Raw genomic sequence first — 25,969 nt, 5'->3', positions numbered from 1 at the left:
AATATTTTTTATTGATTAGGATTATTAAATTCGATGTTTTTCATGTTATGATAAATCTCATATAAGATTGAAAGAAGGTTTTCCTACATATGAAACATGCTGAATATGAATACTTAAATTTATGCCGTCATGTAATGGAGCACGGCACTAAGAAAGAAGATCGTACGGGGACAGGTACTGTATCTGTATTTGGATATCAAATGCGTTTCGATCTAAGTAAAGGATTTCCTTTATTAACGACAAAGAGAGTCCCATTTCGCCTTGTAGCAAGTGAACTGCTTTGGTTTATGAAAGGTGATACAAACATTCGTTATTTATTACAACATAATAATAATATTTGGAATGAATGGGCGTTTAAAAGTTGGGTAGAAAGTGATGAGTATAATGGTCCAGATATGACAGATTTCGGTCTTCGCTCTCAACAAGATGAGGAATTTAAGAAGCAATACGATGAGCAAATGGAATTGTTTAAAAAGAACGTTCTAGAAGATGATGATTTTTCGAAGAAATATGGTTATTTAGGAGACGTATACGGAAAGCAGTGGCGTGCTTGGAAAACGACAGCTGGTGAGACACTTGATCAACTAAAAGATGTAATTGAAATGATTAAGAAAACACCAGATTCACGTCGTTTGATTGTATCTGCTTGGAATCCCGAAGATGTACCAAGCATGGCATTGCCACCTTGTCATACGCTATTCCAATTTTATGTAGCAGATGGAAAGCTTTCTTGTCAGTTATATCAAAGAAGCGGTGATATTTTCCTTGGAATTCCATTTAACATTGCAAGCTATTCTCTTCTAACACATTTAATTGCACATGAATGTGGTCTTGAAGTAGGAGAGTTTGTTCATACTATTGGTGATGCACATATTTATACAAATCATTTTGAACAAGTAGAAAAGCAGTTGGCACGTGAACCACGTCCGTTCCCTAAACTTACATTAAATCCAGATGTGAAATCTGTGTTTGATTTTGAAATGGACGATTTAACATTAGAAGGATATGATCCACATCCAGCAATTAAAGCACCGGTTGCAGTGTAATTGTAGAGGAGATGAAAAGATGATTGTTTCATTTATGGTCGCAATGGACGAAAATAGAGTAATTGGTAAAGATAATAACTTACCTTGGCATTTACCGAGTGAATTACAGTACGTGAAGAAAACAACGATGGGTCACCCGCTTATTATGGGACGAAAGAACTATGAAGCAATCGGTAGACCGCTCCCAGGAAGACGTAATATTATCGTAACGCGTAACGGTGATTACCATGTAGAAGGTTGTGAAGTTGCTCATACTGTGGAAGAAGTGTTTGAGATATGTAAAAACGAAGAAGAGATTTTTATTTTTGGCGGGGCGCAAATTTATGATCTCTTTTTACCATATGTAGACAAGTTATATATAACAAAAATCCATCACGCATTTGAAGGAGATACATTCTTCCCAGAAATAGACATGACAAATTGGAAAGAGATTTTTGTAGAGAAAGGCTTAACGGATGAAAAAAATCCGTATACGTATTATTACCATGTATACGAGAAACAACAATAATAAAAAAGATTGATGTGAATATTCGCATCAATCTTTTTTATTTGTATTTATAAATGTAAGTTTATAGATGATATTCGATAGTGCTATAATGAAAGGTAGCACGTGAAAAATGCTAAAATTTTCAAAAGTATTAATATAGAAAGAGGAGGAGAATCGGTTGAGAAAAATATGGGGGATTCTTTTTCTTTGCTTAGCATTAATGCTAGTCGGATGCGGCAAAGAAGAAAAACCACAAGAAGCGTTTGATACATATGTAAAAGCATGGAATAAACAAAAATTTGCAGATATGTATGATCAATTATCAGAAAATGCAAAAAAAGATATTTCAAAGAAAGAGTTTACTGAGAAATATGAAAAGATTTATTCTGGTATCGAAGTAAAAGAATTAAAGGTAGAAACAGGGGAAGTAAAAGAAGATAAAAAAGATGAAGGCCCTGTTCCTTTTAAGGTAAGCATGGATACAGTTGGTGGTAAAATCACTTTTGGCCATGAAGCAAAAATGGTGAAAGAAAAAGATGGAGATAAAGAATCTTGGAAAATAGATTGGACTCCTGATTTTATATTCCCAGGCATGACAAAAGATAGTAAAGTGCGTATGCAGACAACACAGCCAAAACGTGGTGAAGTTTACGATCGTAATGGAAAAGGTCTTGCGACGAATGGTAAAGCTTCTGAAATCGGAATGATTCCAGAAAAATTAGGAGATGCTGCTCCACAAACGAAAGAAACAATAGCGAAGTTGTTAAATATGTCTGTAGAAGAAATTGATCAAAAACTAGCTGCTAAATGGGTAAAACCAAATTATCTTGTACCAATTGGGATATTGCCTGAAGGGGCAACGCAAAATACGTACATCGATTTACCAGGCGTTTCAACAAGACCGGTAAATGTTCGTACATATCCGTTAGGAGAAGCGGCAGCGCATTTAACTGGTTATATCGGAAAGGTAAATGCTGAAGATTTAAAAACGCTTCAAAAGAAAGGGTATCAAGCAGATGATCCAGTTGGTAAAGCTGGATTAGAACAAGTATTAGAAGAAAAGTTACGTGGTAAAAAAGGTGGCCGCGTCTTCATGGAAGATGCACAAGGTAAGGAAATTAAAAATTTAGCGAAAACAGATGCTGTTGATGGAGAAAATGTAACTTTAACTATTGATAGTGCTGTTCAAGAAAAAATTTATAATGAAATGAAAGGAGAGGCTGGTTCAAGTGCAGCAATTAATCCGAAAAGCGGAGAAACGATTGCACTTGTAAGTAGTCCAGCATATGATCCTAATTTAATTGCGCGAGGGACATCGAAAGCACAACGCGAAGCTTGGAATAATGACCCGAAAAAACCAATGACGAATCGATTTACACAATTATCGGTACCAGGTTCTGTATTTAAGCCAATTACAGGTGCAATTGGTCTTGAAACAAAAACGATTGATCCAAAAGAAGAATTGAAAATTGAAGGATTGCAATGGACAAAGGATTCTTCTTGGGGTAATTATTATGTAACACGTGTGAAAGATGCAAATCCGATTGATTTTGATAAGGCAATGAAATACTCGGATAATATTTACTTCGCACAAGAAGCTTTGAAAATCGGAAAAGATAAATTTATGAGTGAAGCGAAAAAATTTGGATTCGATGAGAAATTACCAATTGAATACGGATTCCCTGCTTCTAAAATCGCAAATGATGGCATTAAAAATGATATTCAAATGGCAGATACAGGATATGGACAAGGACAAGTATTAATGACTCCTCTTCATTTAGCTTTAACGTATGCGCCAATTGTAAATGATGGAACGATTCCGTCACCGTATATTATTAAAACAGATAAACAACCAAAAGCTTGGAAAGAGAACGTGATTTCTAAAGGAAATCAAGATATATTAAAAACGGCTTTAACGAAAGTAATTAATGATCCAGATGGTACAGGGAAAATCGCGAAAATTGATGGTATGACTCTTGCTGGTAAAACAGGAACAGCAGAATTAAAGGTTTCAAAAGAGGCAGAAGGAAAAGAACTAGGTTGGTTCGCTGCGTTCGATTTAAATTCACCTGATATGGTCATTACAATGATGATTGAAGATGTAAAAGGTAGAGGTGGAAGTAATATTCCAGCTGAAAAAGTGAAACATGTTTTTCAAAAGTAAAATTTGATAAAAACTACCTCCATGAAATATGGAGGTAGTTTTTTTATTTGGTCAGAATCTTGATATTTATATACAAAAACAATATGAAGCAATATAACTTATTAACTTACGAAAAAAAAGTTGCTATTTTTAATTGACATTAGTTAAAACTTTTTGTATTATACTTACATAAGGTAAGTTATTTACTTTCAAATTATAAATCTCAAATTAAAGATAAAATAGAAAAAGGGAGAGAATACAATGACAAAAGTATTATTTATTACAGCAAATCCAAATTCAGCAGAAGGTTCTTTCGGTATGGCAGTAGGGGAAGCTTTCATCGAAGCATATAAAAACGAACATCCACAAGACGAAGTTGTAACAATTGATTTATTCAATACAACAGTACCAGCAATTGATGCAGACGTATTCGCTGCTTGGGGTAAATTTGCAGCAGGTGAAGGATTCGAAACTTTAAGCGAAGCTCAACAACAAAAGGTTGCAGCAATGAACAATAACTTAGAAACATTTATGCATGCAGATCGTTATGTATTCGTGACTCCAATGTGGAACTTCAGCTACCCACCAGTAGTGAAAGCATACTTAGATAACTTATCAATCGCAGGTAAAACATTTAAATATACTGAAAACGGTCCAATTGGCTTACTAGAAGGTAAAAAAGCACTTCACATTCAAGCTACAGGCGGCGTTTACTCTGAAGGAGCATACGCAGCAATGGACTTCGGTCGCAATCACTTAAATGCAGTATTAGGATTCATGGGTGTAGCTGACACTGAATATATTGCAGTTGAAGGAATGAATGCAAATCCTGAAAAAGCACAAGACATTAAAGAAGCAGCGATTGCAAATGCACGCGAATTAGCAAAACGTTTCTAATATAGAAAACTTCGAAAATGTCCAAACACTTGCTGTTTGGACATTTTTTCTTCTTTTTCCTTCGTTTGTCTAGTATAATGAAGGTCGGAATGATAATAGGTGGGGGTTCTGTATGATTCAAACGTTTTTTAAAATCTTTTATTTAATTTTAATCGTAATTGCGATTACACCAAGATTGTGGCGTATTAAAAGAAAAGCAAGTACGATGTCACCGCAAGAAAAAGATAGTGTTGTGTATAAAACAACAAACTGGTTTGGTAAGAAAATGGTACGTGTTGCTGGATCGACTGTAGAAGTAAAGGGACTTGAAAATGTTCCGAAAGACAAGCCGGTACTTGTGGTAAGTAATCATCAAAGTAATATGGATATTCCTGTTTTACTAGGTTACTTAAATAAACCAATTGGATTCGTTTCTAAAGCGGAAATTAAAAAGTTTCCGGTTGTACCAACTTGGATGGAACTAATGAATTGTGTATTCATGGACCGTAGCGATCGTCGTCAATCTCTTAAAGCAATTAAAGATGGAATTGAGCTATTAAAGAACGGGCATTCTATCGTAATTTTTCCAGAGGGAACAAGAAGTAAGGGCGGCGAAATCGGTGAGTTTAAAGCAGGGAGTTTTCACCTTGCTGTAAAATCTGGCGTTGCTATCTTACCAGTAACTTTAGATGGTACATATAAGATGTTTGAGGCAAATGGAAACCGTATGAAACCAGCTCATGCGACATTAACAATTTCTAAGCCGATTACACCTGAAGAATATGCAAGTATGGATGCTAAAGAGTTAACAGAGCATACAAAAGATATAATTGCATCTCAATTACATAAGTAATAAAAAAAGTTTCAGCTTAAACAAGCTGAAACTTTTTTTATGCTGCGGGTAAGACATAAAAGAGTACGCAGAAAAACATCATTGTACTACCACCTAATACGAAGAGATGCCAAATGGCATGATTGAACGGAAGCTTTTCCCAAAGGAAGAATATAGCTCCGACAGAATATAAAATACCGCCTATTAAAAGTAGTGAGAAGCCGTGACCAGTTAAATTTTCATAAAGGGGTTTAATGGCAACGATCATGAGCCAACCCATAATGATATAACATAATGTTGATGTTTTAATAAAGCGACGAACAAAGAAAATTTTGAAGATAATGCCACCAATCGCAAGGGTCCAAATAATTGCGAGTAACGTCCAACCGAGCGGGCCACGCAGTGTAATGAGTAGAAATGGTGTATACGTGCCGGCGATTAATAAATATATGGCGGAGTGATCTAAAATGGTAAATAACTTTTCTACTTTTGGATGATGAATACTATGTAACAGTGTAGAAAATAAGTACAGCAGGAACATGCTTACGCCATAAACGGTAAAGCCAACAACAGCAGATGCTGTACCATGTTTGGAAGCGTGAATAATTAATATGATTAAGGCAGGGATGCTTAAAATGGCACCGATACCATGGGTAACTGCATTAGCAATCTCTTCTTTTACAAATTGGGTCATTCTTGTGATTTTTTGTGTCATAATGTAAATCCCTTTCCTTGTAATGAGATAAGATATATTTTTCTTAACCATATCATATACAAAAGGATTAGAAAATGATATTTGTATAATTGATTATATTTTTGAATTTTTTTGACAAAAGATAGCGGATACATTGACGTTTACAAAATTTTTTGACAAAATGAACTTATGGAATAGTAGGACAAGGAATCTACTTATGAAGGGGATGGGGAAATGTTTTCAAATATTGGCTTTCCAGGGTTAATTTTAATTTTAGTAGCAGTGTTAATTTTATTCGGCCCTAAAAAGTTACCGGAAATTGGGAAAGCTTTAGGGGAAACGTTAAAAGAATTTAAAAAATCAACAAAGGAATTGACTGATGAGGCATTTCAAGAGAAGGAAAAGAAGTAAATAAAAGAATATGATGAAATTTTCTTGGAATGGATAAATAAAGTGTGGTGAACGAGATGGAAGATCGGGAAATGAGCGTAGTAGAACATATTGTTGAGCTTCGCAAACGAGTAATATATACAGTAATATCCTTCGTATTATTTTTAATTATCGGATTTACTTTTACGAAGGATATTTATTTTTGGCTTGTAAAAGATTTACCAATGAAATTAACTGTTCTCGGTCCAAGTGATGTGTTATGGATTTTTTTCTCGATTGCTACAGTAGTTGCTATCGTTTGTACAATTCCTTTTGCAGCGATACAAATTTGGTTATTTGTAAAACCAGGTTTACATCCAAATGAACAAAAAATGACATTAATGTATATACCGGTATTGTCTATATTATTTATAGCAGGCCTATCTTTCGGTTATTTTATCGTCATGCCATTTCTATTTCATTTTTTAACGACAATTGGTAATGAAATGTTTAATACGATGTTTACGACAGAAAAGTATTTTCATTTTGTACTTAATTTAACAGTTCCGTTTGCTGTTATATTTGAATTACCTGTAGTTGTTATGTTTTTAACGAGCATAGGTCTTCTAACGGCAGAATTTCTTCAAAAAATAAGAAGATATGCTTATGTAGTGTTGATTATAATTGCATCGTGTATATCGCCGCCTGATTTTTTATCACATAGTTTAGTAGCGGTACCGCTTATTTGTATTTATGAAATTAGTATCGCTTTATCAAAGATTGTTAGTAAGCGAAAACAGAAAAAAGAAGAAGAAATACAGTCGAAAAGTGCCTCGTTATAAAGGCACTTTTTTATTTATCTCGATTGGTGTGGGCTAATAATCAGTGGGGTATGGACAAAACCCCCATTGATTAAAGTTTCACTTTATTTGTTATACTCTAGCTATAATCGTATACAATATATAGAAGAAAAAAATTATAGAATCTCCAAAATTTAGACAAACTTTTCACTTTTATAAGTTTATACTGGAGTTATCTAGCTATTTACGGATAATAAGACTCCCGTCTCAAGGGATATATAGGACAGGGTCTGGATTAGGTGGAGATGAATGGAGCCTAAAGCTTCTAACCGTAGGGACTACGGGGTTCGCCTATAGATACTTTAGTATTCGTAGGAAACCTTCACTTTAAATAACGTGTCAAGGCGAAAAGTGGAGGAAGTTCAAAAATCCAACGAAAAAGAGGATTGATATTGTGATTACGAAAAGTTTTTATTTCACTCATTCAACAGGGAATTGTATTAAAATATTTGAAATCCCTGTCCTACAAGCACAACATCCATTAGCGTTTCTAATTCAGTCTCGTCTTCAGTTATTTATTGCGAAAATTCAAAAACATAAAAACCCAAGATTTTCGTACTCTTTCCGTGAATATTTACAAAGTTGTTTGAAGTGGAATGATTATTCAAATGTATATAAAACAAATACTCTTGAAAAGAATGCATAATACACAGCAGGGACAGAGTTAGGTAAGCTCTGTCTTTTTTTATTTTAGGTATAAAAATATAATTAATTTGGTGAAAATTGTTCGAAATTGTTGAAAGCAATGGGAATGCTAGTATAATAACAAGGAGAGCGTATTGGAAAGGGAAGAAGTATAATATGCAAAAAATTAAAATTGTAACAGATTCAACTGCAGATTTATCTCAAGAAGTGATTAAGAAGTATGATATTCATGTTTTACCATTATCTATTTCTGTAAATGGACAAACATACTTAGATCGCGTTGATTTACAACCAGATGAATTTATTGAAGAAATGGCGAAATCAGAAGAATTACCAAAAACATCACAACCAGCTATGGGTACATTTGTAGAAATGTATGAAAAGTTAGGAGAAGATGGAAGTGAAGTACTTTCCATCCATATGACAGGTGGAATGAGTGGTACTGTTTCAACAGCAAATAGTGCTGCATCAATGACAGATACTAAAGTAACAGTCGTTGATTCTCAGTTCATTAGCCATGCTTTAGCATATCAAGTAATTGAAGCTGCAAAAATGGCAAAAGAAGAGCGCTCGTTAGAAGATATTTTAAAACGTATTGATGAAGTAAGGAAAAATACTCGTTTATATGTAGTCGTAGATACATTAGAGAATTTAGTGAAAGGTGGACGTATCGGTAAAGGGAAAGCGTTTATCGGTTCTTTACTGAACATCAAACCGATTGCAAACCTTGAAGGTGGAGCATACAATCCAGTGACAAAAGTTCGTAGTCAAGGGCAAGTTGTTAAAACTTTAGCTAAATTATTTGAGCAAGATACTGCTGGGAAAGTTGTAAAAGCAGTTGCAATTCCACATGCAAAAGCACTTCCTTTAGCAGAAAGTGTAAAAGCAGTTGTTGAAAAAGTAAATGGATTCACTCAAACAGAGATTTTCTATACAACACCAGTCATTAGTACTCATACAGGACCAGGAGCAATTGGTTTTATGTATTTAGCAGAATAATAAAAAAAGCTACTTGAAATATATTTCCAAGTAGCTTTTTTATGTGTATATGAAATAAGAAATGAGAAGGGCAATACAGGCGCTTCCGCTAATGATATAGCGAGTCTGTAAGTAATTTTTCATGGAAAACACCCTTTTCGATTTTCTATAGTATATGATAAATTATTCGAAAAAGTAGTTCTGTTATACATGAGAGGTTTCAGTAATTTTTTCTGGCTCTTTCTCTAGTATAGTAGGGCTATAAGTGAAAGTTTGGCCCAAAAAAAGAACATGTAGTTGTTCCCACGGTAGCATTCGTAAATTCCAGTTATTACGAAGTCGTGTTACAGCCTCCCTTGGAGTTTCATCTGCTAGCGCAAAAGTACCGTAATGCATTGGAATAAAATGCGTAGCGTTTATATCTAGATAGGCTTGCACAGCTTCTTCCGGTGAAACATGGGATACTTTCATAAACCATTCTGGTTCATAGGCACCAATTGGCATGAGTGCAATATCAATTGAAAAACGGTTGCCGATTTCTTTAAAACCTTTGAAATAACCACTATCACCGCAAAAATAAATGGTTTCTGAAGTAATCTTATTATCGATAATCCATCCTCCCCAGTGAGAGGTATTCATATCAAATAATGATCTTCTCGTCCAGTGCTGGGCAGGTACGAAGTGAAAAGCGACTTCATCAATTGTTATACTGTCCCACCAGCTGTATTCTTCTACATTGGTGAATTTTTTACGAGTAAATAATTTTTTTAATCCAATTGGCACAAGGTATAAAACATCATTATTCAGTTGACGAAGAGATGAAAAGTCTAAATGGTCATAATGGCCGTGTGAAATAAGCACAATATCAATTTTAGGTAGTTCATCTAAAGCGAGACCTGGCTGTGTAAGTCTTGGAACTAGCTTTAATTTATTTGCCCATACTGGATCTGTTAAAATGTTTAAGCCGTTCGTTTGAATTAGAAAAGTAGAGTGACCGATCCATGTGACAGTCGTTTTTTCAAAGTTATTTTGCAGAAATTTACTTTGTTTAACAGGTGATTGTTCTACTAGAAAAGAAAAATCTTTTTTGTTTTGTTTTCTCTCTTTACGCCAGCGTAAGAAGGAGTGAATTGATTTTTTTGTACTCACATTATCCATATTTTCATAGCGCTTTGCCATGAACATCACCTCATTTAAAATCGTTGTAGTTGTATTGTACCGAAATGTTGTAAAGGAAAACAGTGTGTAAAATGGATTAATGTTTAAGGAATTGTAAAAAAATTGATAATTACCTTTACAAAATTTAACCCGATTGGTGAGGGCTAATAATCAGCGGAGGATGAAAAACCCCCACTGATTAAAGTTACACTTTAAAATGGATTCTTGTTTGTAAATAAAGTATAGAGAAATAATAGTAGTTAACAATAGAACTTTGTCTAGTAATTCGCTTAATAATAAGAAGTAACATACGTAAAATCTTACGATTTCGTGAACAAATGAAGTAAACAATTTTCTCATAGTGTTTACTTAGGTTATGATATACATAACCTACATAAATTAAGGGAAGAGAAAAGAGGTTTAATAATGAAGCGTTATCAAAAGTTAATTGGTCTTATGGTTGTTTTTTGTCTTTTTGTACTAGCTGGATGCAGTGGCTCAGGATCGAAACTCCGTAAACCATTAAACTGGGATTTAGAAACTTTCCAATTCACAAACCAAGAAGGAAAGCAGTTTGGTACAAAAGATTTAAAAGGAAAAGTATGGGTTGCAGATTTCATGTTTACAAACTGTCAAACAGTTTGCCCACCAATGACTGCTAATATGGCGAAATTACAGAAGATGGCGAAGGAAGAGAAGTTAGACGTTCAGTTTGTATCGTTTAGCGTAGATCCTGACCTAGATAAACCGGAAAATTTGAAAGCATTCATTCAAAAGTTCACAGAAGATACAAGTAACTGGAACTTATTAACAGGATATTCTTTGGAGGATATTACAAAATTTTCAAAAGATAATTTCCAATCGCTTGTAGATAAACCAGAGAATGGGCAAGTTATTCATGGAACATCATTTTTCTTAGTCGATCAAAATGGAAAAGTAATGAAAAAATATAGTGGTATTAGTAATACGCCATACGAAGATATTATACGTGATATGAAGCGATTAGTGGATTAAAAAGAAGGGTGCTTAGCACCCTTCTTTTTTGTCTTTTAGTCTATGGATAATATATCATGTTGTTGCGGAAGTTTCGGTGCACGAATTTCTAACACACCGTTTTGATAAGAAGCTTTCGCTGTTTTTTTATTAATTAAATATGGTAACTTAATAATTCTTGACGCTTCTGAACTGGAACGTTCTCGGCGATAATAGTTATGAGATGTTTGTTCTTCTGTCTCTTCAAGTATATCTTCTTTCACAGAGACTTTTAAGTATTCGCTTTGTATTTCAATTTGAATTTGTTCTTTTTGAATACCCGGTAGTTCGGCTGTAACGACGAGTTCGTCACCAACTTCGTATAAATCTACAGGGAATGTTAATAAACGGTTTCCTTTTTGGAAAAAATGATTTAAATCAGCAATTACATTACGAAGAGGTGTTTGTTCGAAAAAATCATCAATTTGCTTTAAATAATTACGAACCGGTGGGCGAGAAGAATCTTTTTTTTCTTCACTCATGGTATTACCTCCTAGAAATCAATTTGCAATATCATATGACAAAAGCGGAGAAAGGTGTGTGCCTAGTTTTCAAGTTTTCATAAAAAATTGTTAAAAATGTGAAATGGAGTGATTTTTTTATAGTTTTTGGTCGCCATATTCAGTTGATTATGCTAGTATAAATAAGGTTGATATAGTAGTATAGAGACAGAATGAAAACCGAAAGAGGGTAAGAAGTATGTGTGGTTTTGTAGGATGTTTATGTGAAAACCCTAGAGAGTTTTCAGAAACAGAAAAACATCAATTTGAAAATATGAACACGATGATTTTCCACCGTGGTCCAGATGACGAAGGATATTTTCGTGATGAACATGTACAATTTGGCTTCCGCCGTTTAAGTATCATTGACTTAGAGGCAGGACATCAGCCACTAACTTATGAAAATGATCGATATGTAATTATTTTTAATGGTGAAATTTATAACTATGTAGAATTACGTGAAATGTTACTTGAAAAAGGTGCAACTTTTGCAACACAATCTGATACAGAGGTTATCATTGCATTGTATGCACATATGAAAGAAAAATGTGTAGACTACCTTCGTGGTATGTTTGCATTTATGATTTGGGATCGTGAAGAAAAGAAACTTTTCGGTGCACGTGACCACTTTGGTATTAAACCTTTATACATCGCACAACAAGGTGATACTACATTCTTCGCATCTGAGAAGAAAAGTATTATGCATGTAATGGAAGATAAAGGGGTAAACCCAACTTCATTACAACATTACTTTACGTACCAATATGGTCCAGAGCCAGAAACATTAACAATTGATGTTAATAAAATTGAGCCTGGTCATTACTTCGTAAAAGAAATCGGAAAAGAGATGGAAATTCATCGATACTGGAAACCTTATTTCAATGCTTCAAGTGCAACGAAAGAGGAGCATATCCAAGCAATTCGTGATGTATTATATGATTCTGTAAAAGTGCATATGCGTAGTGATGTACCAGTAGGTTCTTTCTTATCTGGTGGTATCGATTCATCGATTATTGCTTCTATCGCAAGAGAAATGAATCCAAATCTTTTAACGTTCTCTGTTGGCTTTGAGCAACGCGGTTTCAGTGAAGTTGATGTTGCGAAAGAAACTGCTGAGAAATTAGGAGTTAAAAACCATAACGTATTCATTTCAGCGCAAGAATTTATGGATGAGTTCCCAAAAATTATTTGGCATATGGATGATCCTTTAGCGGATCCAGCAGCTGTTCCATTGTATTTCGTTGCTAAAGAAGCGCGTAAACATGTAACGGTTGTACTTTCGGGTGAAGGTGCGGACGAGCTGTTTGGCGGCTATAACATTTATCGCGAGCCAAACTCTTTAAAAATGTTCTCTTACATTCCTAGCCCAGGAAAGAGCGTTCTAAAGGCACTAAGTGGTGCCCTTAAAGAAGGATTTAAAGGGAAAAGCTTCTTAGAGCGTGGATGTACGTCAATTGAAGAGCGTTACTATGGAAATGCGAAAATCTTCCGTGAAGAAGAGAAAGCTGAATTAATGAAGTATTACGATGAAAGTGTTAACTATATGGATATCACGAAACCATTGTATAACGAAATTAAAGATTATGATGATGTAAGTAAAATGCAGTACATTGACATGTTCACATGGTTACGCGGCGATATTTTATTAAAAGCTGATAAAATGACGATGGCAAATTCATTAGAACTTCGTGTACCGTTCTTAGATAAAGAAGTATTTGATGTTGCATCTAAAATTCCGACAGAATTTAAAATTGCAAACGGAACAACGAAAGCTATTTTACGTGAAGCGGCACGTGGAATTGTTCCAGATCACGTGTTAGATCGTAAAAAGCTTGGATTCCCAGTACCAATTCGTCACTGGTTAAAAGATGAAATGCACGATTGGGCTGTAAATATTATTAACGAAAGCAAAACTGAGCATTTAATCGACAAACAGTATGTATTAAACTTACTGGAAGCACATTGTGCAGATAAAGGCGATTATAGCCGTAAAATTTGGACTGTACTTGCGTTTATGGTATGGCATCAAATTTATGTTGAGCATAAATACGATACGAATAAATTCCATGAAGAAACAAAACGTGCGTATAGCTTAGTTTAATTAGAAAAACCTTAAGATCGCATTTGGTCTTAAGGTTTTTTTCATAAATAGCACTTTTAATTGATACAATAATAGTAAAAGGATGTACAACATATGATTACGTTTGAGAAAGTAAATATAGAAAATGAAAGCGTTGTTAAAGAAATGTTTCGCTCGCACAGTTTAAGTGTGGAAAAGGTTCAGTACTGTGTAAAAGTTGATGATACATATATCGGTGTAATAGATTATAGTGTTCAAGAAGAGAGTGCTATTTTATCTCAGCTAATTATCCATTTTGATTATCAAGGTTATGGATATGGAACGAATACGTATTTTACATTTGAAGAAATGATGAAACATAGAAATGTGAAAGAGATAAAAGTATTACAAGAGAAATTAACAGAACGAGCTAAGTCTTTCATAGAGGGATCTGGTTTTATTGAGGAAAATGGAGTATATATAAAGCAAATGTAACGAATATTTATTACGTGATGAAATGAATAAAAGGCAGGTGAACGTATGACAATGACTTCTGGGCTTGTATTAGTTGGAGGGTGTTTTATAGTAGCGGAACTATGCCAGATGTTTATTCGAAAAAGAATGTATAAGAAGAGAAGACCGTATGAATTACAATTTATCCCCGTGTTTTTAATTTTGTTTTGTATGCTATTTGTATTACAAAACATAACTCATTTTCCACCTCTTTTGAACATCTTTTTGAAGTTTGGTTTGCTATATAGCGGCGTTGGGATAGTTCTTTTATTTATTTTATTTTGCATACGTTACATCCACTATCAATCGTACATATTCATTTTAAATTGGTTAAAGCAAAGCGATAAAAACCGCCTTACATAAGGCGGTTTTTATTTGTATTTGTAACGGAACTTGTACAAGTAACATAAAATAGGACGAGTAGAAATATAAGCTTATTACATTAAAGAAAGGAACGAAAAAGTTATATGAAGTTGGTTATAGATGCAGGGCACGGTGGATATGATTCGGGGGCTGTTGGTAATGGTTTAGTGGAAAAAGAGTTAACACTTCAAATTGCTAGACGTGTTCGAGATATTTTAACTGCAAATTACCCAATTACTATTAAAATGACACGTGATAGTGATGTGTTTATCTCTTTATCAGAACGTGCTAATATTGCTAATTCCTTTGGTGCAGACTATTTTATCTCATTTCATATTAATAGTGGTGGTGGCACTGGTTTTGAAAGTTATATATACAAAGCGTTATCTAATAGTAGTTCGGCATATGCCAAGCAACAAAAAATTCATGCGGCAATTAATCCTGTATTAACAAAACACGGTCTTCGTGATCGAGGAGCCAAAAAAGTAAATTATGCAGTACTTAGAGAGACTGCAATGGATGCAGTATTAACAGAAACTGCTTTTATTGATACAACGTTTGATGCGAATTTATTGAAAAATCCACAATTTATTGAAGATCTAAGTCAAGCATATGCAAACGGAATAGCAGCTATTTTGGGAGTAGCTCCAAATCCGAATCCTCCAAATCCACAACCCTAAACCCACAGCCGACACCACAAACGAAGGGGATTGCTTATATCCTTGGGAAAAATGTAAATTTAACGCATTATCCGAAAGAAGTCTCCTTCCTCAAGCGTTGTGAAGGACAATAGTCCAACGGTAGGTGGGAGATGAATTTCGGTTTGGTGTAGCCAAAAAAATTGTTTTTTCTATTTATTTCACCTCTGATATAATCAGTCTTATAAGAGGTAAAGTTTGGTATAACAATGAAATTAGATAATAATAGCGCAGTGTTCATGTTGTGTTATCACCTTTGGTGGTTCGCCATAGATAAGGTAAAACAGTTTATGGGAAATCAAGGCGAAAAGTGAGATGAACTGATATGAAAAAGCATAATAAGGCGTACAAATTCCATCTGTATCCAACAGAAGAACAAGCCTATCTGATACGTAAAACTTTCGGGTGTGTACGCTTTGTGTATAACAAGATGCTGGCTGAACAAAAAGAAGTATACGAAAAGTACAAAGAGAACAAGGAAGAACTTAAGAAACAAAAATTCCCTACCCCTGCGAAATACAAAGCAGAGTATGAATGGTTGAAAGAAGTCGATTCATTAGCGTTGGCAAACGCTCAACTAAACTTGCAAACCGCGTATAAGAATTTTTTTAGTGGTCAAAGTGATTTTCCTACATTCAAAAGTAGAAAAAGTAGAAAATCATATACAACGAATATGGTAAACGGAAATATTATGTTATTTCATGGTTATATCAAATTTCCGAAACTGAAAATGGTGCGACTGAAGCAACATAGAGAGATACCGCAAAACCATATTATTAAATCATGCACGATTTCAATGACACCAACTGGTAAGTATTACGTGTCTGTCTTGACTGCATATGAAAAGGAAATCGTTCAAAAAGAAGTGGAAAGTGTGGTTGGATTAGACTTTGCAATGGCTGAATTGTACGTGAGTAGCGAAGATGAGAAAGCCAATTATCCTCGCTTTTATCGTCAGATGTTAGACCGATTAGCAAACGCACAACGAGTATTAGCAAGACGTGTGAAAGGTTCAGAGCGTTGGAATAAACAACGCGTTCGTGTCGCTAAGTTGCATGAAAAGGTCGCAAATCAACGTAAGAATTTCCTTCATCATAAGTCTAAAGAATTGGCTACTCATTTTGATGTTGTAGCAATAGAAGACTTACATATGAAAGGAATGTCACGAGCACTTCGCTTTGGTAAAAGTGTTGCGGACAACGGTTGGAGGATGTTCACGACATTTTTAGCATATAAGCTACAAGAACAAGGAAAACAGCTTGTAAAAATAGATAAGTGGTTTCCTTCTACAAAGATGTGTAGTCGTTGTGGAAACAGAAAAGAAATGTCACTATCTGAACGTACGTATGAGTGTTCTTGTGGACTAACAATAAGTCGTGACTATACGCAGCTATCAATATCAAAAAGGAAGCCATCCGCTTATTAGCGTTAGCGTAAATAGCAATAAAATAACCTTTGGAACAAGGGGGTTAGCTCGGCTGTCCTAAGACGAATTCGTTAGCTATCAAAAGTAACGATTAACCGAGAAGCCCCCACTTCAAGTAAGCTCGTAAGAGATACTAAGTGGTGGGTAGTTCACGAAGTGGTCCATCAACGTCTTTTTCAGTTATTCGTCAACTAAATTCGCCAGAATCTTATGTCGTATATTAGGAAAGTAACGGATGGTTAGATTTAGGGAATGGACAATGGGTGTATAATGACCCATCATATATTAAATATAATCAATATTGAAAGTGAAATTGAGTAATCATCCATCTTATTAGTGAGATGATAAGATGGAGGGTTTTGTATGTAGTATGGTCCGGAATAACAATTCCTTTTTTATTTAATTAAATACAGAAAATTCCTTCTTTTGATCGTGTATAAGTTGTACAATAAAACCAATCATGGAATAAAGGAGTGGGAATGAATGAAAGCTACTCATAAAGATTGGATTTTGTTTAACGGGAGAATTGTAAATACGAAGGAAGAACAGCCAATGGTTGCGTTAGAAGAGCGAGGGCTCCAATTTGGTGATGGGATATATGAGGTATTCAGGCTATACGATGGGAAGCCTCATTTATTAGACTTACATTTGGAACGCTTTTTTAAATCTATGAAGGAAATTAAAATTGTTCCACCTTTTACAAAGGAAGAGCTAGTCGAGGAACTTCATCAAATGATTGAAAAAAATCAATTTCAAGAGGATGGGAATGTGTACCTTCAAATATCACGAGGGGCTCAAGTGCGAAATCATGTGTATGAACAAGATCTACAACCGACATATTTTGCGAATATCGTTTCGTTTCCAAGACCAATTGCTACAATGGAAACAGGAATAAAAGTAACGGTGGAAGAGGATATACGGTGGAAGTTTTGTCATATAAAATCTTTAAACCTTCTTCCTAATATTATGATTAAAAATAAAATAAACGAGCAAGGGTATCAAGAAGCGATATTAGTACGTGATGGAATTGTAACAGAAGGGTGTCATTCGAATTTCTTTATGGTGAAAAATAATAAGTTGATTACACATCCGGCTGATAATTTCATTCTACATGGTATTACTCGTTACTATGTTATTACATTAGCGAAAGCTTTACATATTGAAGTAGAAGAGCGTGAATTCTCATTACAAGAAGTATACGAGGCTGACGAATGCTTCTTTACAGCGACACCTCTTGAGATATTCCCGGTTGTTCAAATTGGTGATGAGCAGTTTGGAAGTGGAGAGAGAGGTAATATTACAAAAAAATTACAAGCAGCTTATGAAGAAAGTATTGTCTCTTTTAAAGTAACAAATTAAGTATTAGGAAAAGAAGCTGGTATTCTTCCAGCTTTTTTTCATGATATAATTCAAGTGTAGGACAAGTTTTGAAAACGCTGTAAAAGGGGATTTAATATATGAATTATGAAGATTTTAAGGAAGTAATTCACGGAAGACGTAGTGTTAGAAAGTTTACAGAACAAGAAGTAGCTATTAGTGATATAAAAGAAATTATTGATTGTGCTAGATATGCACCAAGTGATACTAACTCGCAGACGTGGGAGTTCTTGGTCATCATGAATCGAGATAAAATTAAAGAGATTGAACAAATGACATGGGATTCGTTACATAAACTTGCGGAAAAAGCGGCAGAAAATGGAGAAGAAAAAGCAGGTAAATTATTAACACGTTCATTTGGACCTTATGCAACTGCCTTTTCTGAAGCGCCAGTATTAATCGTATGCTTGGCAACACCATACGAGTCAAAGTTTCGTGAAAAGATATTTGATCCAATTGCTTTCGTTCCTGATTCAGTGTGGGAAGAGGAAGGGATTAAAAGTAGCTGTCTAGCAGCACAAAATTTAATGTTGGCTGCACATGCGAGGGGACTTGGTACTTGTCCAATGACAGGACCTGTATTATTAGCTCAAGATGGACTGCGACAATATTTACAAATTGAGCCTGAAAAACAAATTAATATGGTAATTTCACTCGGGTTTCCGAAAGATAAGCCGAAGAAACTTTCGCGAAAAGAAGTAGATGCGATTACAACATTTATTTTTTAAATGCTACGTAGAAAAGACATTGAAAGAACAATGTCTTTTTATTTTGAACGGATATTTTTCTGGTGAATTGGGCTAAAATGATGGGTAAGATGGAATTTCTATTTATTTCTTTAAAAAAATTAATGTTCTTAAAATGAAAGTATGGTACAGTAATCGTGAGCAAGCTAATATTTGTTCATGAAAGTGTTAAAAACTTGTTTTAAAATCAAGAAGTTATTTTTGTATAATAAATTATAACGAAATAACAGGGGGGATGAATTTTGAAGAAATTCATAATCGCTGGATTGTCTGTATTGTTATTAGTAGGCTGTGGTGCTCCAAAGGAAAAAGAGGATGCACAGTCAAATCAGGAAGAACAAGTTGTAAATGCAAGTGATGAGAATATGGTCGTATTTCCTGAAGGCGCAATTCCAGTTGGAGAAGGAAAAGTAAAAGTAATTACACCAGATGGTACTTCTGAAAATGGCAATATACCAACTGTATTCATAAAAAAGGATACTTTAATTCAGCAAGTTGAATTAGAACTTTCTAATTTTCAAAATGATAAAGAAACATTTGTATTTGTAGATCAAATGTTTGCAGATAAACATCAAGTTACTAGTACAACACAGACAACAGTACAATTAAAAGAAAAGATGCTTGAGACAGGTAGTCATACGATTACCGCAGTTCAGTTTGAAAACAATGACCCGAAAGGAAGAGTCATTAGCTTTAATCAAGCGACGTTTGAAACGAAGCCTGCGTCTTAATATGGATAAAAAGTACATTACTCAAAAAGTAGTGTGCTTTTTTGTTTGGATTGAAGGATGTAATAGTGAATAATTTGATTCGTTTTCTAGTACGAATAAGTAGTAAGAAATCACTTGTTACTACTATGATGGAGAAAGGGTTTGAAGATGTGAATCGGTTTGTTCGTATCGCCTTGATTAGTATGATGATGTCAGTAATTTGGTTTACTATACAAGAGGTTACTCAAATTACGTTGAATTATCAAATCCATGACATGCTAATAGGAACAGTATGTTTTGTCATAATTTATTTGTTTTATGATAAACTTGGATTAAGATAAGTTTTGCAAGAAAAATGTAGGTATTTCATTTGAAATGTCGAATAGTACATACGATGTCATAATAACAAATTTTCTATTGTTTACTGTGAAACAGAAGAAGGAGAGATAGTAGTTATGAAACGAGCTCTTATTAATATCGATTATACATACGATTTTGTAGCTGAAAAAGGTGCTTTAACTTGCGGGAAACCAGGTCAAGAAATTGAGAAAGAAATTGTACATATAACGAAGCAATATATTGAAAATGGAGATTACGTAGTGTTTGCAATCGATAAACATGAAGAAAATGATGTACATCATCCGGAAGCGAAGTTATTCCCTCCTCATAATATAGCAGGTACAAATGGAAGAGACTTGTTTGGTGAATTACAAGATGTATACGAAAAGTATAAAAACGCTGAGAATGTATATTACATGGATAAAACACGTTACAGTGCTTTTGCAGGAACAGATTTAGAGATGAAGCTTAGAGAAAGAGGAATTGAGGAAGTACATCTTGTAGGTGTATGTACAGACATTTGTGTTCTGCATACAGCAGTAGATGCTTATAATAAAGGATTCCAAATTGTTGTTTATGAAAAGGCAGTAGCATCATTTAATGAACAAGGACATACATTTGCACTTGGACATTTTAAGTCTTGTTTAAATGCTGAAGTGAAGTAAAAAAGAGACCTTTTAAAAAGGTCTCTTTTTTAGATTCAAATAGTGACGACTTGCTGCTGAATTAACTTTTTGATGAACGGACTAATGTTTTCTGGTAGTTGGTTTAAATCAAAAAATTGTACATGTAATGATTCAACTCCATCTGCTTTAAGCAAGCCGCCTTTAATGTCTTTGCAAAGGTAAGCGATTGTTATAGGGTAAAATTCATCTCCGTTCGGTAATTTAACAAAAAATTCTTTACCTGAAAATACACTTACTAACTGAAGTGTACCTATTTCAATACCTGTTTCTTCGAGCACTTCTCGTCTCCCAGCTTCTTCTGTTGACTCACCAAGTTCAACAAATCCACCAGGAACACCCCAAATGCCATTTCGTCTTTGTTGGAGTAAGATTTGTCCTTGTTCATTTAATACAGCTACAGCAACTCCTGCTAAATTAAGTGGTCGTGATCCAACAACTTCTCTTAGTTCCTCAATATATCCCATCGTTTGTGCCCTCCACGAATAATAAGATTTTAAATTACAAAATGAAATATTCGATGTCATGTGAATTTATTCCTTTTAACGGTTAAAAAGGGTATATTTATAGTGAAAAGGACATCTGAATTGAAAGATTGATTAAGAATCGTTAATTAAAGGGATATATTTTTGAAGATGAATAGGGAATGAAAAAGTAAAATACATAAGTAAGGAAAGCGATATTTGAAATCAGGATGTCAGATGTTCTTAGAAAAATTTGAGAGGATTAAAAAGAATTAATAATAAATCAGCTCTGCATGAAATTTTCAGTAGTAAGGAAGTGGATGGATGAGTTTATTAACGTATACGGAAGAATTTTTTAATTATGTAAGGGAGTTTTTACTATTAAGGTTTTTACTATTTGCTTTAGTTCTTATGATTATCTCTTTTGTCATAAACCGCGGTATTGATTGGTTTTTTAGAAAATCAAGCTTTTTTGATGAAGAAGTAGAACAGACGATTCAAAGTGTAATTCGATCTATTTTTAGATATATAATTATCATCAGTCTTATCATATATTTAATTAGTCAATTTGTAGATATAAAAAGTATTATTGCAGGTGCAGGGATAGCGGGAGTTGTCATCGGTTTTGCTGCACAACAGATGCTAAAAGATTTAATATTAGGCTTTGCAAGATTAGCGGACAAAGAGTTTCGAGTTGGCGATTTTGTTACTTTTAACGGAACAAATTCAGGAACTATTGAGGAAATTAGTATTCGTTTTATGCAAATTCGTGAATGGTCAGGAAAACTTCTTACCATACCACATGGAGAGATTAGAACGATACAAAATTTTAATAAAGGATGGATGCGAGTAATTGAACGAATAACTGTAAGTTATCAGGAAGATCCTACAAGAGTTAAGGAATTGCTTGAAGAAGTATGTGTTATTTGTAATGAAAAATTGGATCAAAGTCTTTATAGAGTAGAGGACGAGGCTGTTGAACCATTTAAATATGTTGGTGTCACAGACTTAAATCCTAGCCTTAAATATGTTGGATATGAATTTTGTATTACAGGTTTGATTAAACCAGAAGATTATTTTGAAACTTCTAGACAAGTGAGATTTGAATTAATGTCTATGTTCCATAAAAATCAAGTGCAAATGCCAGCAGCGAACATGTACGTTCATACCGAAAAATTACAGGAAATCCATGGGAATCAGCTTCACCAGACTGGTAAAGAAAACTAGTTGGTTGGAGATCCTAGGTCAATTCATGAAGCGTGATTGGAAATTAAGGGTACAATTCGGGTTTTTAGGCCGATAGATTTCGATGAGCCTTAGGGGTCATAATACATCCCGAAAAATTAACTTCAGCACTTGGGCGCAATTCTGCAACAAGAATTGTGCTCTTTTGTTATTTGTAGAATTTAGAAATTTCTTAATGTTATAATGGTAGTTGGTGATGAGAATGAACTTTGACGAAAAAGATATGCAACGTTTAGAAGCATTAAAAAAAATTGCTGAATTACTAAATGAAGCAACAAACTTGCAGGAAATGTTAGAAAAAGTTTTACATACATTATTACAAGTTATGAATTTACAAACAGGGTGGATATTTTTTATTGATGAAAAAGGGACACATCGTATGCTTGTAGACCAAAACTTACCGCCAGCTCTTACGTGGCAAGAAAAAAAGCCGATGTGTGAAGGTGACTGTTGGTGCGTAGAACGTTTTGTGAATGGGAGATTGGAAAAAGCGACAAATATTATTGAATGTAAACGTATTGAAGATGCGATTGAATGTAATTGGGGTGAGACAGAAGACATTACACACCACGCGACAATTCCTTTACGTTCTGGATCAGAGAAATTCGGTCTATTAAATGTGGCCTCGCCTCATAAAACACATTTTTCAGAGGAAGAATTAGCGTTATTAGAATCGATCGCATTTCAAATTGGAACAACGATACAACGTATTCAGTTAGTTGAGAAAGAACGAAAATATGTAGTTGTAGCTGAAAGAAATCGGCTTGCACGTGACCTACATGACTCAGTTAAACAATTGCTATTTTCTATTATGCTAACAGCTAAAGGCACTCTTAATATGACGAAAGATGGAGAGCTTCAGGAGATGTTGAGTTATATTGGAGAATTATCGCAAGAAGCATTACAAGAGATGACGTTATTAATTTGGCAATTACGTCCTGAAGGGTTAGAAAAAGGTTTAGTAGAAGCGATTCAAAATTATGGAAAGCTATTAGGAATTCAAGTGGAAGTTCGAATTGATGGGATGGTTTCAATTGGAGATGAAATAGAAGAAGTTTTATGGCGTATTAGTCAAGAAGCGCTACATAATTGTAAAAAACATGCTTCATGTGAAAAAATATGTGTTCATTTAAAAGTAGAAAATAATAATTTATATTTTTACATAGAAGATGATGGAATAGGATTTGTGCAGGAACAAGTAAGAGAGTCAGCACTTGGCTTGAAAAATATGAGGGAACGCATTCAGTTAATGAGAGGATCATTTCGAATAAAAACAGAGCCGGAAAAGGGGACGAAAATAGAAATTCAATTACCGGTTTGAAAGGGAGAAGTCTGGTGAAGATTAAATTGCTACTAGTAGAAGATCATCATATCGTTCGAAGGGGACTCGTATTTTTTTTGAAATCGAGAGAGGAATTTGAAATAATTGGAGAAGCAGAAAATGGTGAAGAGGCACTAACATTTGTTCAAAAAGAAAAGCCAGATCTAGTATTAATGGATTTATCAATGCCTAAAATGGACGGTATTGAAGCGACAAAACGTATAAAACAATATGATAAGACAATAAAAATTCTTATGTTAAGTAGTTTTTCAGAACAAGATTATGTTTTACCAGCATTAGAAGCTGGGGCAGATGGTTATCAATTAAAAGAAGTGCAGCCAGAGCAACTTGTTGCGTCAATTATTGCGGTATATCAAGGGAATACGAATTTTCATCCGAAAGTAACACCTGCGCTATTAGGACGTTCGGCAGTCAAGAAAGAAAAAGAGAATCCTTTTTCGATGTTAACGAAAAGGGAGCAAGAAGTACTTCGTGAAATTGCGAAAGGAAGAAGTAACAAGGAGATTGCTGCAGAGCTTCATATTACAGAACAGACTGTGAAAACACATGTTTCTAACGTATTGGCTAAATTGGAAGTAGATGACCGCACACAAGCGGCTTTATATGCGGTGAAACATGGAGCTATTTAGGAGGGACATATGAAAGAAAAGGCTCTGTTACAGAGGTATATGTCAAGTTTAGCTGAGGCTAGTTATTTTAATGGTACAGTACTTATTGCAAAGAATGATGAAATATTATTAAGCGAAGCATTTGGAACAGCGAATTTCACATATAATATTCCTCATACTATTGATACAAAATTTCGAATTGGATCATTAACAAAAGCGTTTACTTGTACAGCAATATTACAACTAGAGGAACGAGGTTTACTTTCAGTAGTAGATTCGATTACAAAATATATAAAGGGTTTCTCTTATGGAGAGGATGTTTCAATTCACCACCTTTTAACTCACACATTTGAAATCCTAAGAATAGCCTGATAAATCCAAGAGTGGATATGATAAAATTCTGAATAAAAATTTCAGTTTTTTTCTTTAAATACATCAAAAACGATTTATGTAATAATTCAAATATTGTTCAATATTTCAAAATATGTTTGTAAAATTAAATGTTATGATGAACATGTAATGATGATTGAACACTTAAATTTGGTACAATAATTAGCCAAAACAGTGAAGACAGAAGTTGTGAGATGAACTCATTAAAATTCTAAAACACTAAAGGGGAGATCACATATGAAAGCAGTAGTGGTTAATAAAAACAGCAAAGCAAACATTGAAGTTATTGAAAAAGAATTACGCCCGTTACGCTCAGGCGAAGCGCTAGTAGATGTAGAGTATTGTGGAGTTTGCCACACTGACTTACACGTTGCGAATCATGATTTTGGTAACACGGATGGCCGCATCCTTGGTCATGAGGGTGTAGGTATTGTTACTAAAATTGCTGATGATGTTACTTCACTTAAGGTTGGTGACCGTGTAAGTATTGCATGGATGTTCCAATCTTGTGGACGTTGTGAATATTGCGTAACTGGTAGAGAGACATTCTGTCGTGAAGTTAAGAATGCTGGTTATACAGTAGATGGTGGTATGGCTGAACAATGTATTGTTACAGCTGATTATGCGGTGAAAGTGCCAGAAGGATTAGATCCTGCTCAAGCATCATCAATTACATGTGCAGGTGTGACTACATATAAAGCTATTAAAGTATCAGACATTAAACCTGGTCAACCTATCGTAATCTATGGTTGTGGTGGATTAGGTAACCTAGCTATCCAATATGCTAAGAATGTATTTGGTGCAAAGGTAATTGCAGTAGATATCAATGACGACAAATTAGCCTTAGCAAAAGAGGTTGGTGCCGATATGACTATCAATCCAATTACTCAAGGTCCTGCTGATAAGATTGTTCAAGATGCGTTTGGTGGCGCTTATGCTGCTGTAGTAACAGCAGTTTCTAAAGTAGCCTTCAACTCAGCAGTTGATGCAGTACGTGCTTGCGGTAAAGTAGTTGCGGTAGGTTTACCAGTAGAAACTATGGACTTAAACATTCCACGACTTGTACTAGACGGAATTGAAGTAGTTGGTTCTCTAGTTGGTACTCGTAAGGACCTAGAGGAGGCATTTATGTTCGGTGCAGAAGGCAAAGTAGTGCCGGTTGTTCAAACTTGTCCACTAGATGAAGTACAAGATGTATTCGAAGAAATGGAACAAGGTAGGATTCAGGGGCGAATGGTAATTGATTTTAAACAGAATAATTGTGATTGTAAATAATTCATTTTAAATATAAAAAGCATGAGTCTAGCAAAGGACATTTAAAAAAGTTAGACGGCATAAAAAAGATGATCCCTGTATTCAATAGGGATCATCTTCTTTATATTCTAC

At 34.5% G+C, this 25,969-nt stretch carries 27 protein-coding genes and 3 pseudogenes; 26 read left to right on the top strand and 4 right to left on the bottom strand.

Features of this window, described 5'->3' with window-relative positions; translation table 11 throughout:
• Positions 1 to 89: 89 nt before the first annotated feature.
• The 5 genes from ACTFQM_RS04335 (at position 90) to ACTFQM_RS04315 (ending at position 5,405) form a co-directional block, all read left to right on the top strand.
• A complete protein-coding gene (locus tag ACTFQM_RS04335; RefSeq protein WP_440033550.1) occupies positions 90 to 1,046 on the top strand; it encodes a thymidylate synthase in 957 nt (318 codons plus the stop codon).
• A gap of 19 nt (positions 1,047 to 1,065) precedes the next feature.
• Positions 1,066 to 1,554, top strand: a complete 489-nt coding sequence (locus ACTFQM_RS04330; RefSeq protein ID WP_071719956.1) for a dihydrofolate reductase — start codon at positions 1,066 to 1,068, stop codon at positions 1,552 to 1,554.
• A 157-nt stretch (positions 1,555 to 1,711) separates the two neighbouring features.
• On the top strand, positions 1,712 to 3,697 hold the full coding sequence (pbpC, locus tag ACTFQM_RS04325; RefSeq protein WP_440033549.1) for a penicillin-binding protein 3: 1,986 nt from the start codon (positions 1,712 to 1,714) through the stop codon (positions 3,695 to 3,697).
• Positions 3,698 to 3,937: 240 nt separating this feature from the next.
• Positions 3,938 to 4,573 carry an FMN-dependent NADH-azoreductase gene (locus tag ACTFQM_RS04320; RefSeq protein WP_071719954.1) on the top strand — a complete coding sequence of 212 codons (636 nt, stop codon included), beginning with the start codon at positions 3,938 to 3,940 and terminating at the stop codon, positions 4,571 to 4,573.
• Between the two features lie 112 nt (positions 4,574 to 4,685).
• Positions 4,686 to 5,405, top strand: coding sequence for a lysophospholipid acyltransferase family protein (locus ACTFQM_RS04315; protein WP_002171766.1), 720 nt, complete (start codon positions 4,686 to 4,688; stop codon positions 5,403 to 5,405).
• 37 nt (positions 5,406 to 5,442) lie between these two features.
• On the opposite strand, the gene trhA is transcribed toward ACTFQM_RS04315, so the two are convergent.
• Positions 5,443 to 6,099, bottom strand: coding sequence for a PAQR family membrane homeostasis protein TrhA (gene trhA / locus ACTFQM_RS04310; RefSeq protein WP_002171767.1), 657 nt, complete (start codon positions 6,097 to 6,099; stop codon positions 5,443 to 5,445).
• A 213-nt stretch (positions 6,100 to 6,312) separates the two neighbouring features.
• Between trhA and ACTFQM_RS04305 the strand changes: the two genes are divergently transcribed.
• The 4 genes from ACTFQM_RS04305 to ACTFQM_RS04290 all read left to right on the top strand — a co-directional run bounded on the left by ACTFQM_RS04305 (position 6,313) and on the right by ACTFQM_RS04290 (position 8,951).
• A complete protein-coding gene (locus ACTFQM_RS04305; protein ID WP_002141629.1) occupies positions 6,313 to 6,489 on the top strand; it encodes a twin-arginine translocase TatA/TatE family subunit in 177 nt (58 codons plus the stop codon).
• A 56-nt stretch (positions 6,490 to 6,545) separates the two neighbouring features.
• The gene (gene tatC / locus ACTFQM_RS04300; protein WP_033718922.1) at positions 6,546 to 7,289 is read left to right on the top strand and encodes a twin-arginine translocase subunit TatC; all 744 of its coding nucleotides are present in this window, start codon (positions 6,546 to 6,548) and stop codon (positions 7,287 to 7,289) included.
• Between the two features lie 412 nt (positions 7,290 to 7,701).
• Positions 7,702 to 7,953 carry a DUF2535 family protein gene (locus tag ACTFQM_RS04295; RefSeq protein ID WP_002171769.1) on the top strand — a complete coding sequence of 84 codons (252 nt, stop codon included), beginning with the start codon at positions 7,702 to 7,704 and terminating at the stop codon, positions 7,951 to 7,953.
• Positions 7,954 to 8,108: 155 nt separating this feature from the next.
• Entirely contained in the window at positions 8,109 to 8,951 is an 843-nt protein-coding gene (locus ACTFQM_RS04290) for a DegV family protein (RefSeq protein ID WP_071719952.1), read from the top strand.
• Positions 8,952 to 9,134: 183 nt separating this feature from the next.
• Here ACTFQM_RS04290 and ACTFQM_RS04285 read toward each other — a convergent pair whose 3' ends face one another.
• Complete coding sequence (locus tag ACTFQM_RS04285) at positions 9,135 to 10,109, bottom strand: MBL fold metallo-hydrolase (RefSeq protein ID WP_440033548.1); 975 nt, start codon at positions 10,107 to 10,109, stop codon at positions 9,135 to 9,137.
• A gap of 405 nt (positions 10,110 to 10,514) precedes the next feature.
• On the opposite strand from ACTFQM_RS04285, the gene ACTFQM_RS04280 reads away from it, so the two are divergent.
• Entirely contained in the window at positions 10,515 to 11,102 is a 588-nt protein-coding gene (locus ACTFQM_RS04280; RefSeq protein ID WP_098306872.1) for an SCO family protein, read from the top strand.
• A gap of 35 nt (positions 11,103 to 11,137) precedes the next feature.
• Here the strand turns inward: ACTFQM_RS04280 and ACTFQM_RS04275 are convergent, their stop codons facing one another.
• Positions 11,138 to 11,602 (bottom strand): Hsp20/alpha crystallin family protein, encoded by a 465-nt coding sequence (locus ACTFQM_RS04275; protein WP_002171773.1) that lies wholly within the window; start codon positions 11,600 to 11,602, stop codon positions 11,138 to 11,140.
• Positions 11,603 to 11,819: 217 nt separating this feature from the next.
• Between ACTFQM_RS04275 and asnB the strand changes: the two genes are divergently transcribed.
• The 11 genes and pseudogenes from asnB (at position 11,820) to ACTFQM_RS04220 (ending at position 20,516) form a co-directional block, all read left to right on the top strand.
• A complete protein-coding gene (asnB, locus tag ACTFQM_RS04270) occupies positions 11,820 to 13,721 on the top strand; it encodes an asparagine synthase (glutamine-hydrolyzing) (protein WP_002171774.1) in 1,902 nt (633 codons plus the stop codon).
• A 93-nt stretch (positions 13,722 to 13,814) separates the two neighbouring features.
• Complete coding sequence (locus ACTFQM_RS04265; RefSeq protein WP_048372370.1) at positions 13,815 to 14,174, top strand: GNAT family N-acetyltransferase; 360 nt, start codon at positions 13,815 to 13,817, stop codon at positions 14,172 to 14,174.
• A gap of 45 nt (positions 14,175 to 14,219) precedes the next feature.
• On the top strand, positions 14,220 to 14,555 hold the full coding sequence (locus ACTFQM_RS04260) for a hypothetical protein (RefSeq protein ID WP_082182996.1): 336 nt from the start codon (positions 14,220 to 14,222) through the stop codon (positions 14,553 to 14,555).
• Positions 14,556 to 14,659: 104 nt separating this feature from the next.
• A pseudogene (locus tag ACTFQM_RS04255) lies at positions 14,660 to 15,333 on the top strand (N-acetylmuramoyl-L-alanine amidase); the annotation flags it as partial.
• A gap of 245 nt (positions 15,334 to 15,578) precedes the next feature.
• Positions 15,579 to 16,690: pseudogene (locus ACTFQM_RS04250) on the top strand (RNA-guided endonuclease TnpB family protein).
• Positions 16,691 to 16,831: 141 nt separating this feature from the next.
• A pseudogene (locus ACTFQM_RS04245) lies at positions 16,832 to 16,972 on the top strand (N-acetylmuramoyl-L-alanine amidase); the annotation flags it as partial.
• Between the two features lie 190 nt (positions 16,973 to 17,162).
• Complete coding sequence (dat, locus tag ACTFQM_RS04240; RefSeq protein WP_098306868.1) at positions 17,163 to 18,038, top strand: D-amino-acid transaminase; 876 nt, start codon at positions 17,163 to 17,165, stop codon at positions 18,036 to 18,038.
• A gap of 98 nt (positions 18,039 to 18,136) precedes the next feature.
• Positions 18,137 to 18,784, top strand: a complete 648-nt coding sequence (locus ACTFQM_RS04235) for a nitroreductase family protein (RefSeq protein WP_440033547.1) — start codon at positions 18,137 to 18,139, stop codon at positions 18,782 to 18,784.
• A gap of 260 nt (positions 18,785 to 19,044) precedes the next feature.
• Positions 19,045 to 19,533, top strand: a complete 489-nt coding sequence (locus ACTFQM_RS04230; RefSeq protein ID WP_440033546.1) for a hypothetical protein — start codon at positions 19,045 to 19,047, stop codon at positions 19,531 to 19,533.
• Between the two features lie 65 nt (positions 19,534 to 19,598).
• Complete coding sequence (locus tag ACTFQM_RS04225) at positions 19,599 to 19,853, top strand: hypothetical protein (RefSeq protein WP_440034382.1); 255 nt, start codon at positions 19,599 to 19,601, stop codon at positions 19,851 to 19,853.
• A gap of 114 nt (positions 19,854 to 19,967) precedes the next feature.
• Complete coding sequence (locus tag ACTFQM_RS04220; RefSeq protein WP_440033545.1) at positions 19,968 to 20,516, top strand: cysteine hydrolase family protein; 549 nt, start codon at positions 19,968 to 19,970, stop codon at positions 20,514 to 20,516.
• Between the two features lie 35 nt (positions 20,517 to 20,551).
• Here ACTFQM_RS04220 and ACTFQM_RS04215 read toward each other — a convergent pair whose 3' ends face one another.
• Positions 20,552 to 21,001, bottom strand: coding sequence for an NUDIX hydrolase (locus ACTFQM_RS04215; RefSeq protein WP_440033544.1), 450 nt, complete (start codon positions 20,999 to 21,001; stop codon positions 20,552 to 20,554).
• Between the two features lie 321 nt (positions 21,002 to 21,322).
• On the opposite strand from ACTFQM_RS04215, the gene ACTFQM_RS04210 reads away from it, so the two are divergent.
• The 5 genes from ACTFQM_RS04210 to adhP all read left to right on the top strand — a co-directional run bounded on the left by ACTFQM_RS04210 (position 21,323) and on the right by adhP (position 25,858).
• A complete protein-coding gene (locus ACTFQM_RS04210) occupies positions 21,323 to 22,225 on the top strand; it encodes a mechanosensitive ion channel family protein (RefSeq protein ID WP_440033543.1) in 903 nt (300 codons plus the stop codon).
• Positions 22,226 to 22,466: 241 nt separating this feature from the next.
• The gene (locus ACTFQM_RS04205; protein WP_244158170.1) at positions 22,467 to 23,564 is read left to right on the top strand and encodes a GAF domain-containing sensor histidine kinase; all 1,098 of its coding nucleotides are present in this window, start codon (positions 22,467 to 22,469) and stop codon (positions 23,562 to 23,564) included.
• Between the two features lie 14 nt (positions 23,565 to 23,578).
• Positions 23,579 to 24,214 carry a response regulator gene (locus ACTFQM_RS04200; RefSeq protein ID WP_440033542.1) on the top strand — a complete coding sequence of 212 codons (636 nt, stop codon included), beginning with the start codon at positions 23,579 to 23,581 and terminating at the stop codon, positions 24,212 to 24,214.
• Positions 24,215 to 24,223: 9 nt separating this feature from the next.
• Positions 24,224 to 24,565, top strand: a complete 342-nt coding sequence (locus tag ACTFQM_RS04195; RefSeq protein ID WP_440033541.1) for a serine hydrolase domain-containing protein — start codon at positions 24,224 to 24,226, stop codon at positions 24,563 to 24,565.
• Positions 24,566 to 24,820: 255 nt separating this feature from the next.
• Entirely contained in the window at positions 24,821 to 25,858 is a 1,038-nt protein-coding gene (gene adhP / locus ACTFQM_RS04190; RefSeq protein WP_440033540.1) for an alcohol dehydrogenase AdhP, read from the top strand.
• The last annotated feature ends 111 nt before the right edge of the window (positions 25,859 to 25,969 follow it).

The sequence above is a fragment of the Bacillus cereus group sp. MYBK30-2 genome (genome assembly GCF_051915945.1).
In the GTDB taxonomy this organism is placed as follows: domain Bacteria; phylum Bacillota; class Bacilli; order Bacillales; family Bacillaceae_G; genus Bacillus_A; species Bacillus_A paramycoides.
The sequence above is the reverse complement of the archived record's forward strand: the minus strand, read 5'-3'. Positions and strand labels throughout refer to the sequence as shown.